The sequence below is a fragment of the Streptomyces cupreus genome, assembly GCF_014257025.1.
GTDB classification, from domain to species: Bacteria; Actinomycetota; Actinomycetes; order Streptomycetales; family Streptomycetaceae; genus Streptomyces; species Streptomyces cupreus.
The window spans coordinates 1-12,281 of sequence record NZ_JACMSF010000112.1; the positions used below are offsets into that span (position 1 = coordinate 1).

At 71.7% G+C, this 12,281-nt stretch carries 13 protein-coding genes; 4 read left to right on the forward strand and 9 right to left on the reverse strand.

Annotation, left to right across the window (positions count from 1 at the left end; all coding sequences use genetic code 11):
* Positions 1-161 precede the first annotated feature (161 nt).
* Together H4N64_RS42770 and H4N64_RS42775 are read right to left on the reverse strand one after the other, a co-directional pair.
* Complete coding sequence (locus tag H4N64_RS42770; RefSeq protein ID WP_186288028.1) at positions 162-551, reverse strand: cell division protein SepF; 390 nt, start codon at positions 549-551, stop codon at positions 162-164.
* A gap of 125 nt (positions 552-676) precedes the next feature.
* The gene (locus tag H4N64_RS42775) at positions 677-1,192 is read right to left on the reverse strand and encodes a YceI family protein (protein ID WP_186288029.1); all 516 of its coding nucleotides are present in this window, start codon (positions 1,190-1,192) and stop codon (positions 677-679) included.
* 121 nt (positions 1,193-1,313) lie between these two features.
* On the opposite strand from H4N64_RS42775, the gene H4N64_RS42780 reads away from it, so the two are divergent.
* On the forward strand, positions 1,314-1,805 hold the full coding sequence (locus tag H4N64_RS42780; protein WP_186288030.1) for a MarR family winged helix-turn-helix transcriptional regulator: 492 nt from the start codon (positions 1,314-1,316) through the stop codon (positions 1,803-1,805).
* 7 nt (positions 1,806-1,812) lie between these two features.
* On the opposite strand, the gene H4N64_RS42785 is transcribed toward H4N64_RS42780, so the two are convergent.
* Genes H4N64_RS42785 through H4N64_RS42795 form a run of 3 tightly spaced genes read right to left on the reverse strand, consistent with a single transcriptional unit; the run spans position 1,813 to position 4,534 of the window.
* A complete protein-coding gene (locus H4N64_RS42785) occupies positions 1,813-2,742 on the reverse strand; it encodes an MBL fold metallo-hydrolase (RefSeq protein ID WP_186288031.1) in 930 nt (309 codons plus the stop codon).
* Positions 2,739-2,936, reverse strand: a complete 198-nt coding sequence (locus tag H4N64_RS42790) for an acyl-CoA carboxylase epsilon subunit (protein ID WP_186288032.1) — start codon at positions 2,934-2,936, stop codon at positions 2,739-2,741. Before H4N64_RS42790 ends, H4N64_RS42785 begins: the two co-directional genes overlap by 4 nt.
* Before the next feature lie 32 nt (positions 2,937-2,968).
* Positions 2,969-4,534 carry an acyl-CoA carboxylase subunit beta gene (locus H4N64_RS42795; RefSeq protein WP_186288033.1) on the reverse strand — a complete coding sequence of 522 codons (1,566 nt, stop codon included), beginning with the start codon at positions 4,532-4,534 and terminating at the stop codon, positions 2,969-2,971.
* Between the two features lie 239 nt (positions 4,535-4,773).
* Between H4N64_RS42795 and H4N64_RS42800 the strand changes: the two genes are divergently transcribed.
* Positions 4,774-5,418: an SDR family NAD(P)-dependent oxidoreductase gene (locus H4N64_RS42800; protein ID WP_186288034.1), complete on the forward strand. Its 645-nt coding sequence runs from the start codon at positions 4,774-4,776 to the stop codon at positions 5,416-5,418.
* 61 nt (positions 5,419-5,479) lie between these two features.
* Here the strand turns inward: H4N64_RS42800 and H4N64_RS42805 are convergent, their stop codons facing one another.
* From H4N64_RS42805 to H4N64_RS42820, 4 genes are all read right to left on the reverse strand, one after another.
* Complete coding sequence (locus H4N64_RS42805; RefSeq protein ID WP_186288035.1) at positions 5,480-6,364, reverse strand: aromatase/cyclase; 885 nt, start codon at positions 6,362-6,364, stop codon at positions 5,480-5,482.
* Positions 6,365-6,576: 212 nt separating this feature from the next.
* Positions 6,577-7,317: an SDR family NAD(P)-dependent oxidoreductase gene (locus tag H4N64_RS42810; protein ID WP_186288036.1), complete on the reverse strand. Its 741-nt coding sequence runs from the start codon at positions 7,315-7,317 to the stop codon at positions 6,577-6,579.
* A complete protein-coding gene (locus tag H4N64_RS42815) occupies positions 7,314-8,540 on the reverse strand; it encodes a beta-ketoacyl synthase N-terminal-like domain-containing protein (protein WP_186288037.1) in 1,227 nt (408 codons plus the stop codon). Before H4N64_RS42815 ends, H4N64_RS42810 begins: the two co-directional genes overlap by 4 nt.
* Entirely contained in the window at positions 8,537-9,796 is a 1,260-nt protein-coding gene (locus H4N64_RS42820) for a beta-ketoacyl-[acyl-carrier-protein] synthase family protein (protein WP_186288038.1), read from the reverse strand. The genes H4N64_RS42815 and H4N64_RS42820 overlap by 4 nt, the downstream gene beginning before the upstream one ends.
* A 208-nt stretch (positions 9,797-10,004) precedes the next feature.
* On the opposite strand from H4N64_RS42820, the gene H4N64_RS42825 reads away from it, so the two are divergent.
* Together H4N64_RS42825 and H4N64_RS42830 are read left to right on the forward strand one after the other, a co-directional pair.
* Positions 10,005-11,888 (forward strand): 2-oxoacid:acceptor oxidoreductase subunit alpha, encoded by a 1,884-nt coding sequence (locus H4N64_RS42825; protein ID WP_336246962.1) that lies wholly within the window; start codon positions 10,005-10,007, stop codon positions 11,886-11,888.
* On the forward strand, positions 11,878-12,281 hold a 404-nt coding region (locus H4N64_RS42830), incomplete at its 3' end, for a thiamine pyrophosphate-dependent enzyme (RefSeq protein WP_260860356.1). The genes H4N64_RS42825 and H4N64_RS42830, both read left to right, overlap by 11 nt.

The following is a 12,281-nucleotide window of genomic DNA, read 5'->3' on the forward strand; positions in this document are numbered from 1 at the left end:
ACGCGAGACGCCGGGGCGGGCGTAGAGGATCCGGGCACGCCAGGAGTCGTCGGGGACACGGAAGGCACGGCCATATGCGGACCGTAGGACTCCGGCGGTCGGTGAACCGTTCCGTCGCCGGGACCTTCCTACGATCGAGGGACCGACGGCCTCCCCCGGGCTCACGCCTCCGGCACGCCCGCGCCCTCCATGATCCCGCTCACCTCGGTGCCGTGCGGGGTCAGCAGGAACACATTGCGGTCGACCCGGTGCATCCCGCTCGACAGGCCGAAGACGACGCCGGTGCTGAAGTCGAGGACGCGCTTGGCGACCTCGGTCTCCGCGCCGGTCAGGTCGAGGAGGACCGGGATGCCGGCCATCAGCGTCTCGGCGACCTCCCTCGCGTCGCCGAAGACGTTGACCCGCAGGACGACGAAGCGGCGGCGCGGCTCCGTCTCCGCCTCGGGCAGCGAGCGATGGTCCACCGCGGACGGCCATGCGTCCCGGCCGCGCAGGGGTACGACCTGGGCGAGCCCTTCCCACTGCTCATCGGTGACGTCGTAGCGGTTCACCGGCTCCCCCCGAACTGACTGGTACTCATTGCCTGCACCAGCCAATTCTTACGCCATGTCACCCGTTCGGCCCAACAGCGACACGGACCGCGACCGCATCAGGCCGCTCGGGGTGAGGGTACCGCTCAGGCGTCCTTGCGGGTGAAGCGGAGGGTGGCGGTGACCGTGGCCGCGCCGCGCATCATGCCGAGCTGGTTCCAGGTCATGCCGAACTGGGCGCGGTCCACGGCGAATTCGGCCTCCAGGGTGACGGACGTGGCGTCCGAGCCGACCAGGCGGGCGGTGACGGTCTGCGGCCTGCTGATGCCGCGGACGGTGAGCCGGCCGTCGACATGGACGCTGTCGCCGCCGCGCAGTTCGGCGCCGCGTACCGCGAAGGTGAGCTCGGGGTGGTTCGCGACGTCGAGGAAGTCGGCGGAGCGCAGATGCTCGTCGCGCTTGGTGTGCTTGGTGTCCAGGGAGGACGCGTCCAGGGTGACGGTGCCGACGGCGGATCCGTCGGGCCGTACCTCGCCCTGGCCCGCGACGGCCGTGAAGGTGCCCTTCACGGTGACCAGACCCCACATCGTCCGGTGCTTGAGGGCCACCGTGGTGGCGGCGGGGTCGAGCTGCCACAGGCCGGTCTCAACGGCGACGGTCATGGTCGTTCTCCTGTCGATGAGCGTTCGGGGTACTTCAAATTTGGATGACCTCACCCTAGCCGACGCTCCAAATTTGAACAACCCACTGCTCCAAAATTGGACAACAGGTAGACTCGAATTCATGGCCGACCCGCAGGAGACCCCCACCGACCAGCTCGGATGCCCCACCGCCTCCGGCGACAGCCTGCTCCCGGCCGAGCTGCGCTCCTGGATGCGGATGCTGGCCGCGACGGCAGCCGTGGAGCAGCGGCTGCGCTCCGTGGTCAAGGAGACCCTCGATGTCTCCCACGACGAGTTCCTGATCCTGTGCCTGCTGGCCGAGCAGCCCCGCACGGGCCTGCGGATGAGCCGGATCGCGGAGCTGCTGGGCCGCCCGAAGACCCGGCTGACGTACCAGATCGCCTGTCTCCAGCACGCCGGGCTCGTCACCCGTCAGTCGGTCTGCGGCGACAAGCGCGGGGTCGAGGTCGCCCTCACCGCCAAGGCCCGCGACCTGCTGACCGAGGCCTCGGGCCCGCTCGCCGCGACGGTCATGGAGGCCCTCGGCCAGGTCTTCGGCCCCGCCGAGCGCGAGGCGATGTGCGGACTGCTGCCCGACCTGGCCGAGGACTGAGCCCGCGTCAGGCGTGGCAGCTCGGGAGTCTGCCGTCGTTGTATGTGATCATCTCGCCGAACGCCTCCGCCACGTCCACCGTGCGGCCGGAGGCTATCGCTTCGCGTTCGTCGAGTTCGGCGTAGGCGCGGTGGAGGTTGCCCACGATGCGTTCGAACTCGGTGAGATGGCTGAAGGCGCCCTTGCCCGCTTCCCTGGCCGCCACCAGCGGGGTCAGGCGTTGCGCTCGGCCCTCCGCCGCGACCCGCTGGATCCAGCGCAGGTACTCCTCCGTCTCGTCCAGGACCTCCGGGCCCCGCACCGGACCGTGGCCGCAGACCACCGTGCGGGGCCTGAGGGCGCGCAGCCGCGCAAGAGTCGCCAGCGAGCCCGAGACCGAGCCCATCAGGACGAACGGGGAACTGCCCGCCATCGCGACGTCCCCGGCGAACAGGACCCGTTCCTCGGGGAGCCACGCCACCACGTCGTCGTTGGTGTGGGCCGGGCCCAGATGGAGCAGCCGGATCTCGCGGTCGCCCTGGTGGAGGGTCAGCTCGTCCGTGAAGGTGAGGTCCGGAAGGCGTACCGACAGCTCCCCCCACGCCACGTCCGGCCAGACCCCCGTGAGGGCCAGGCCGTTGCGGGCCATCTCGGCCCTGGTGCGGGCGTGCGCCACCACCGTCGCGCCCTCGAACGCGCCGTTGCCATGGGTGTGGTCACCGTGGTGGTGGGTGTTGACCAGAACCCGGACCGGACCCCGGCCAAGACCCTGTACGGCCTCCCGCAGCGCCGCCGCCCGCGCGGCCGTGGCCGCCGTGTCGACGAGGACCAGGCCCTCGGGACCGGCGACCACGCCCGCGTTGCTCAGACACCAGCCCCCGTCGGGCTGGAGGTGGGCATAGACCCCGTCGGCCACCTCGGTGAGCTCGGTCCTGAGCTTCGTGGCGGATCCGCTCATGACACCGCCGCCCAGTACGGGTACCCCGGCGCCGCCCAACTCGTCCCCCCTCCGCCGTTCTGCGTCCAGGCCACCGCCGGCGGCTGGACCGGCAGGGGCTCCACCTCCGCCGACGCCTCCCGGCGGCCGGACAGCGCCAGCAACACCGTGAGCACGGCGGAGAGTTCCTCCGGTGTCGGTTCGCCTCGGAGCACTCGTATCACCCGTTCCTCGGAGTCCGCCGCGCTCACTGGGGCTGGTTCCCGTGCTTGCGGGACGGGCGGTCGGCGTGCTTGCGGCGCAGCGTGCGCAGCGCGTCGATCAGCCGGGCCCGGGTCTCCGCGGGGTCGATGACGTCGTCCACCAGGCCGCGCTCGGCGGCGTAGTAGGGGTGCATCAGCTCCGAGCGGTACTCCTTCACCAACTGCTCGCGCGTCGCCTGCGGATCGTCCGAGGCCGCGATCTCGCGCCGGAAGACGACGTTCGCCGCGCCCTCCGCGCCCATCACCGCGATCTCGTTGACCGGCCAGGCGAAGGAGACGTCACAGCCGATGGACCGGGAGTCCATGACGATGTACGCGCCGCCGTACGCCTTGCGCATGATCAGCTGGACCCTCGGGACGGTCGCGTCGCAGTACGCGTACAGCAGCTTCGCGCCGTGCCGGATGATGCCGCCGTGCTCCTGGTCGACGCCGGGCAGGAACCCGGGCACGTCCACCAGCGTGACCAGCGGGATGTTGAAGGAGTCGCAGAACCGCACGAACCGCGCCGCCTTCTCGGAGGCCGCGATGTCGAGCGCACCGGCCTGCACCATGGGCTGGTTGGCGATGACACCGGTGACGTCGCCGCCCATCCGGACCAGCGCGCAGACCACGTTGCGCGCCCAGTGCTCGTGCACCTCGAAGAGGAACCCGTCGTCGACGATCTCCTCGATGACGTCCCGGACGTCGTAGGAGGCGCGCGGGTCTGCCGGGACCATGTCCAGCAGCGCCTCGGTGCGCCGGTCGACGGGGTCGGACTCGGCGACGACGGGGGCGAGTTCGCGGTTGTTGGCGGGCAGCAGGGAGAGCAGGAAGCGGACGTTCTCCAGGCACTCCTCCTCGTCGTCGAAGACCGCGTGGGCCACGCCGGAGGCGGTGGAGTGCGGGTCGGCGCCGCCGAGCCCGTCCATGGTGATCTCCTCGCCGGTGACCGCCTGGACGACGTCAGGGCCCGTGATGAACATCTGCGAGGTACCGCGCACCATGAACACGAAGTCGGTGAGCGCCGGCGAGTAGGCCGCGCCGCCCGCGCAGGGGCCCATGATGACGCTGATCTGCGGGATGACCCCGGAGTTGCGCACGTTGCGGGAGAAGATGCCGCCGTATCCGGCGAGCGCGGTGACGCCCTCCTGGATCCGGGCGCCGGCGCCGTCGCACAGGCCGATCACCGGGGCGCCGGCCGCCGTGGCGAGGTCCATCAGCTTGTGGATCTTCTGGGCGTGCGCCTCGCCGAGGGCTCCGCCGAAGATCCGGAAGTCATGGGCGTAGACGAAGGCGGTACGGCCGTTGACCCGGCCCCAGCCGGTGATCACGCCGTCGGTGTGCGGGCGGCGGGCCTCCAGGCCGAAGCCGGTGGCGCGGTGCCGGCGCAGTCCCTCGGTCTCGGTGAAGGTGCCCTTGTCGAAGAGCAGGTCGATCCGTTCGCGTGCGGTCAGCTTCCCCTTGGCGTGCTGTGCCTGGGTCGCCCGCTCCGAGGGACCGCGGTGCACCGACTCGCGCAGTTCATGGAGTTCGGCCGTCCGTTCCCGGAGTGGAGGTGGAAAGCGGTCCATTGACGCTCCTCACAGGTCGTCAAGAGGCTTGTTCAGCCCGTTCTCGGAACGCGTGGGCGACAGAGTGCGTCGCGGAGCTGGAGCGCCGGTGGAGCTGGACTTAAGCCCGCACCGGGCGCCGGTGCGCGTACCTGGGGGCGGAGCCTGGCAGGGGGTGCTCACCCGTGCGTCGAGACGCACTCGACCATCGGGGCAGACCATGCGGGCGTTCACGTGGGGGACGAGAGGAAGGGGTTCGGATGGCTGATGCGTGGTCCGACGCGCCGGTCGCCCTGGTGACGGGGTCCGCCTCGGGGATCGTCGCGGCCGTGGCACGACGGCTCGCGGCCGAGGGCATGCGGGTGGTCGTGAACCGCGTGCCGGGCCCTCGGGCAGGCACGAGGCTCGCGGCCGAGCTGCCCGACGTGATCTGCTTCGCCGCCGACATCGCGGTCCGCGAGCAGGCCGAGGCGCTGGTCGCGGCGACCGTCGAGCGGTACGGCCGGCTGGACGTGCTGGTGAACTCGGCCGGGGCCGCCCCGATCGTGCCGCACCCGGACTTCGAGGCCGCGAACGCGAAGGTGCAAAGGGAGATCTTCGACCTCGGCGTCATCGGGACCTGGCAGCTGTGCGTGGCCGCGATGCCGTATCTGCGGGCGGGCGGCGACGGGTGCGTGGTCAATGTGTCGCCGGCGGCGGACCTGCGGCCGGCCGGGAGTTCCCTCTCGTGCGCCGTGAACGACCTGACCCGGCTGCTGGCGACGGTGACCGGTCCCGGGGTCCGTGTGCACAGCGTGGCACCCGGACCCACGGACACCGTGGCGCAGGCGGTGCTGACGACGGTCCGGTCCCGGTGCACGACGGGCGAGGCGCTGCTGACGGACGGCGCGACGCACCCGCGCTGACCGGTGCGCACCCCCTTTCCGGGGGTGCCGTCAGCCTTTCCGGGGGTGCCGTCGGCGCTCCCTAGGACCGTCGCGTCTCCGCGAACTCCTTCGCCCTCCGCAGCGTCGCCCTGCTGTTCGCCCCCAGGGTGTTGCGCACGGCCTCTCGGGCCTTCGGGTCCGCGAGGATCACGCTGTGCCGGGACGTGGCCAGCGTCGTGCCGTCGGGCAGCGGTATCAGCCGCCACTCCCCGGTGTGGGCCACCAGGACCGTGGGGGTACGGATCTGCTTGTACGCGATGCTGCCGACCTCGGGCCTGCACACCCGTACCGACTCGCTGGGGTGCAGCGTTCCGTCGGGGGTGCGGGTCTCCATCACCATCCGCTGGATGCCCGGGGTCTGCTCTGTGAGGTCCAGCGACGCCACGTGCGGCAGCCGTTCGGGCCAGCGGTCGGCCTCGTTGAGGAAGCCGTACACGACCTCCGGCGGCGCCTCGATACGCAGCCGGTCCTCGAAGGTGTACGGCGTCCTCGGGTTCTCGGCGGCGATCCGCACCCCAGCCAGCTCGGCCGGGCTGTTCTGGTGGAGGGCGTGCAGCACGAAGTGCTCGTCGGTGAAGGCCTCGAACTCGTGGTGGAGTTCGAGGAGCGTCTCACCGCCGCCGATGTCCTTGGCGAGCCAGCGTCCGCTCATCGACGCCAGGGGCGCGGCCGGCTCGTCCTGGCGGAAGTCGACGGTCAGCGCATGCGGGTCGAGCATCCGCTCGGAGGTCCAGCTGCGGATCTCCGAGCCGGCGAACGCCCAGATGCGGACGCGTTCCCGGCCCTCCGTGCACGGCCCGCCCTCGACGTACTCGGTGTGGATGTTCGGCTCGAACATCAGCGGCCAGACGGTCACATCGGCGATGAGCGCGTGGACGGCCGGCGCTGGCGCCGCGATCCGGGTGGTGTGGACGGTGTTCGGCATGCCGGTCGGTCCCCTCGGTGTCGGTGAGAGCCTGTGTCACATCCCCGGCCGGATCAGCGCACGTCGTCTGGTGCGTGCGATCGCAAGGCGCCGGAGCGCCCTCGTGGCGGAGCCACGTGGGTGGTTCGGCAACGCGGCTGGGGGTCCCCCCTCTGGGGGAGTGCGTGCCAGGCGGCGGGCGCCTGGCCGGGGATGTGACACAGGCTCTCAGGTCAGTAACTTTCGAAGCCGCCGCAGACATTGATCGCCTCGGCTGTCACGGCCGCGGCGGCGTCGCCGGCCAGGTGGCCGACCATTCCGGCGACCGCGTCGGCGTAGCCCTGGTGGCCGGGACACACCGCGTTGACGGTGACGCCGGTGGCGGCGAGTTCCAGGCCGAGGGCCTTGGTGAAGCCGACCACGGCGTGCTTGGAGGCGGAGCAGGGGGTGCCGGGGGCGGCGCCCTGTCTCCCGGCGGTGGAGGCGATGTTGACGATCCGGCCCCAGCCGCGGTCGACGGCACCGCCCCGGCGGAGCATCTCGCGGGTGACGCGGAAGACGCTGTTGAGGTTGGTCTCGATGATGTCGAGCCAGAGTTCGTCGGTGAGTTCGGCGGTGGCTCCGCCGCCGCTGCGGCCCGCGTTGTTGACGAGGACGTCGAGCCGCCCGTGGCAGGCGACGGCGGCCCCGACGAGCTCGCCGGCCGCCTCGGGCTCGCGTACGTCGACGGCGAGGCCGTCCGCTTTCACGCCCTTGGCGCGCAGCACGGCGACGGTCTCGGCGACCGCGTCGGCGTCCCGCGCGCAGACGAACAGGTCGAAGTCCTCATCGGCGAGGCGTTCGGCGACGGCCCGTCCGATGCCGCCGGTCGCGCCGTTCACCAGCGCGGTACGGCCGGGACCCTTTCGGCCCTTGGGGTCACCGCTGTCCAACGCACCGGCCCAGGCGCCGGGTACGGCCTTCTGGATCGTCACCTCACCACCACCGCAGCCGAGTTGAACCCGCCGTGGCCCCGGGCCAGGACCAGCGCGGCACGCAGATCGACCGGGCGTGGGGCGCCGGTGACCAGGTCGAGGTGCCAGCCGTCCTTGGGCCGGTCCACATGCACCGCCGGCGGCAGCACCCCGTCGCGCAGCGCCAGCAGCGCCGCCACCAGGTCGAGCGCGGAGCCGCCCGCGCCGATCCTTCCGGTCATCGTCTTCGGCACGGCGACCGGGACGCCGTACGGCCCGAAGAGGTCGCCGATCACCTCGGCCTCGGCCTCGTCCAGCGCGGGCACCCCGGAGGCGTCGGCGAAGACGGCGTCGATGTCGTCGGCTCTCAGTCCGGCGTCGGCGAGGGCGAGCCCGGCCGCGAGGGCGAGGTTGCCGGGTCCGGTCGGCGGGTCGAAGGCGGCGGCGTACCCGGCGACCTCGCCGAGCACCTCCGCGCCTCGCTCCTCGGCGGCGACACGTTCCTCCAGTACGACGTAGGCGGCGCCCTCGCCGGGGACGTAGCCGGAGGCCTCGGGGTGGAAGGGCAGGTAGGCGCGGGCCGGCCGGCCCAGCGGGCTGACCTGTCCGGTGGCGAGATGGCCCGCCCAGCCCAGCGGGCACAGCCCCGCGTCCGAGCCACCGGCGAGCAGTACCCGGGTGCCGTCGCCGAGCCGGCGCCGGGCCTGGCCCACCGCGTCGAGTCCCCCGCACTGTTCGGTGACGAGGGTGCCGCTGGCGCCGCGCAGTCCGTGCCGGATGGAGACCTGGCCGGTGCAGGCGGCGTAGAACCAGGCGAAGGACTGGTAGGCGCTGACGCTGTCGCTGCCGGTGCGCCACAGGGCGCTCATCTCGTGCTGCCCGAACTCGTAGCCGCCGGCCGAGCTGGCGGTGAACACGCCGGTGCCGTACTCCTCCAGCGCGGCGGGGTCGACGGCGGCGTCGTCCAGGGCCTCGGCCGCGGCGGCGAGCGCGAGCCGGGTGAAGCGGGCGGTCTGCGGCAACAGCCTGCTGGGCACGTGCTGTTCGGCCACGAAGGAGGTGATCTCACCGGCGACCGGGGTGCGGTTGACGGGCGCGTCGCGGGCGGGGCGCAGGGCGCTGACGCCGTGCAGGGTCGCCTGCCACCAGGCGCGGGTGCCGACGCCGTTGGGGGCGACGACGCCGAGTCCGGTGACGGCCGCGCGCACCCGGGCGGGCGGTGCGGCGGAGGGGTCGGAGGTCATTCGGGCTTCCTCAGGACGAGGGCGCTCTGCAGGCCCCCGAAACCACTGCCCACGCTGAGTACCGTTTTGAGGGGCTGAGCCCGCGCGGTCAAGGGTACGTAGTCGAGATCGCATTCCGGGTCCGGGGTGTGAAGGTTCGCGGTCGGCGGGATGGCGCCGTGCTCCAGGGCCAGGGCGCAGGCGGCCGCTTCCAGGGAGCCGATCGCGCCCAGCGAGTGGCCGATCATCGACTTGATGGAGCTGACCGGTACGTCGTAGGCGTGCGTGCCGAGGCTGATCTTCAGCGCGTTGGTCTCGTGGACGTCGTTCTGCCGGGTCCCGGAGCCGTGCGCGTTGACGTAGTCGACGGCGTCGGCAGGCAGTTCCGCCTCGTCCAGGGCGGCTGAGACGGCGGCGGCGAGCTCGGTGCCGTCGGGGCGCAGCCCGGTCATGTGGTAGGCGTTGCCGCGGGTGGCGAATCCGGCGATCTCGGCGTAGACGTGCGCGCCGCGGCGGCGGGCGTGCTCCTTCTCCTCCAGGACGAGGATGGCGCCGCCCTCCCCGAGTACGAATCCGTCGCGGGTGAGGTCGAAGGGCCGGCAGGCCTCGGAGGGGTCGTCGCCCTCGTACGGCGTGGTGGCCTTGATGGCGTCGAAGGAGGCCGCGGTGATGGCGCACACGGGAGCCTCGGCCGCGCCGCTGAGCATCACGTCGGCCGACCCTTCCGCGATGATCCCGGCGGCGTGGCCGAGGGCGTCGAGCCCCGAGGTGCAGCCGGTGGAGACCATCGCGACCGGGCCCTGCGCGGCGACGGTCCAGGCGACCTCGCGGGCGAGCGCGCTCGGCACCATGTAGTCGTACAACTGCGGTACGGCATAGGTGGTGTCGGTGCGCCAGTCGCGGCCCTCGTCACTGAGCAGCGGATAGGCCTGATCCAGGCTGGTGGCCGCGCCGACCGCGCAGCCGATGCTGACGCCGGTGCGCAGCGGATCGAGGCCGCCGAGCGCGAGGCCGCTGTCGGCGACCGCCTCCCAGGCGCTGACCACGGCGAACTGCGCCGAGCGGTCCATGCGGTGGATCTCCCGGACGCCGAGTCCCGCGGCCGCGGGGTCGAAGTCGACCTCGGCGGCGACCCGGGAGCGGTAGGTGGAGGCGTCGAAGAAGGTGATGTGCCGGGTCGCGGCCCGGCCGCCGGTGAGCAGCGCCCAGTAGTCCTTCGTGCCGATGCCACCGGGGGCGACCACACCCAGCCCTGTGATCACTGCGCGTCGGGTCATGCGGCGATGGTCGGGGCGCACGCTCAAGCGGCGGTGGAGCGTCCGGGGCGGAAGTGCCGCCCGTGGCCGAGGTACGTCGGTTGACACAACCTTCCCAGGTGCACCGCTTCTTGACCACCACTCAAGGAGACCTGCCGACACTGCAACCGCCGTGGGCACCCCCCGAGAGAGAGGTAGAGGCTCGGTGACTGCAGCTCCTCACCCCAGCATCCATCCACCGGCGGCCTCGGACGCTTCCTCGCGGACCGAGCGACTGTCCCGTGTGGTCATCCGGTTCGCGGGCGACTCCGGAGACGGCATGCAGCTGACGGGTGACCGATTCACGTCGGAGACCGCGTCGTTCGGCAACGACTTGTCGACCCTGCCGAACTTCCCCGCCGAGATCCGTGCCCCCGCCGGCACCCTGGGCGGCGTCTCCTCCTTCCAGCTGCACTTCGCGGACCACGACATCCTCACGCCCGGCGACGCCGTGGACGTGCTGGTGGCGATGAACCCGGCAGCGCTCAGGACGAACCTGGCCGACCTGCGCTCCGGCGGTGAACTCCTCGTCAACAGCGACGAGTTCGACTCCCGCGCGCTGGCCAAGGCCGGGTACGAGACCTCCCCGCTGGACGACGACTCGCTCCAGGGCTACCGGCTGCACCCGGTGCCGCTGACCAGCCTCACCGTCGAGGCGCTGAAGGAGTTCGGGCTGACCCGCAAGGAGGCCCAGCGCGCCAAGAACATGTTCGCGCTCGGCCTGCTGTCGTGGATGTACCACCGGCCCACCGAGGGCACGGAGAAGTTCCTGAGGGCGAAGTTCGCGAAGAAGCCGGAGATCGCGGCCGCCAACATCGTCGCGTTCAAGGCGGGTTGGAACTTCGGTGAGACGACGGAGGACTTCGCGGTCTCCTACGAGATCGCCCCGGCGGCGAACACCTTCCCGTCCGGCACCTACCGCAACATCTCCGGCAACCTCGCCCTGTCCTACGGTCTGCTCACCGCCGCCCAGCAGGCGGACCTGCCGCTGTTCCTGGGCTCGTACCCCATCACCCCGGCCTCCGACATCCTGCACGAGCTGAGCCGGCACAAGAACTTCGGGGTGCGGACCTTCCAGGCGGAGGACGAGATCGCGGCGGCGGGCGCGGCGCTCGGCGCGGCCTTCGGCGGCTCGCTGGCGGTGACCTCCAACTCGGGGCCCGGGATGGCGCTCAAGAGCGAGACGATCGGCCTCGCCGTCGCCCTGGAACTGCCCATGGTCATCGTCGACATCCAGCGCGGCGGCCCGTCGACCGGCCTGCCGACCAAGACGGAGCAGGCCGACCTGCTGCAGACGATGTACGGCCGCAACGGCGAGGCGCCGGTGCCGATCGTGGCGCCGCAGACACCCGCCGACTGCTTCGACGCGGCGATGGAGGCGGTCCGGATCGCGCTGACCTACCGCACCCCGGTCTATCTGCTCAGCGACGGCTACCTGGCCAACGGCGCCGAGCCGTGGCGGATCCCCGAGCTGCACGAACTCCCCGATCTGCGGGTGCACTTCGCCGACGGACCCAACCACACGCTTCAGGACGGCACCGAGGTCTTCTGGCCGTACAAGCGCGACCCGCTGACCCTGGCCCGCCCCTGGGCGATCCCGGGCACCCCGGGTCTCGAACACCGCGTCGGCGGCATCGAGAAGCAGGACGGCACGGGCAACATCTCCTACGACCCGGCCAACCACGACTTCATGGTCCGCACCCGGCAGCGGAAGATCGACGGCATCTGGGTGCCGGACATCGAGGTCGACGACCCGCACGGCGCCAGGACCCTGGTGCTCGGCTGGGGTTCGACCTACGGGCCGATCACCGCGGCGGTGCGCCGGCTGCGCACCGCCGGGGAGCGGATCGCGCAGGCGCATCTGCGCCATCTCAGCCCGTTCCCGCGCAATCTCGGCGAGGTCCTCGGGCGCTACGAGCGGGTCGTGGTGCCCGAGATGAACCTCGGCCAGCTCGCGGCCCTGCTGCGTGCCCGGTACCTCGTCGACGTACGCAGCCACACCCAGGTGAGCGGCATGCCCTTCAAGGCGGAGCAGCTCGCCTCGGTCCTGAAGGAGGAGATCCATGCCGGCTGACCTGCTCGCCCGTGACTTCAAGTCCGACCAGGAGGTGCGCTGGTGCCCGGGGTGCGGTGACTACGCGATCCTCGCTGCCGTGCAGGGCTTCATGCCCGAGGTCGGCGTGGCGCGGGAGAACATCGTCTTCATCTCCGGGATCGGCTGCTCCTCGCGCTTCCCGTACTACATGAACACGTACGGAATGCACTCCATCCACGGCCGCGCCCCGGCGATCGCCACCGGCCTCGCCGTGACCCGGCCCGATCTGAGCGTGTGGGTGGTGACCGGGGACGGCGACGCGCTGTCCATCGGCGGCAACCATCTGATCCACGCCCTGCGCCGCAATGTGAACCTCAAGATCCTGCTGTTCAACAACCGGATCTACGGCCTGACCAAGGGCCAGTACAGCCC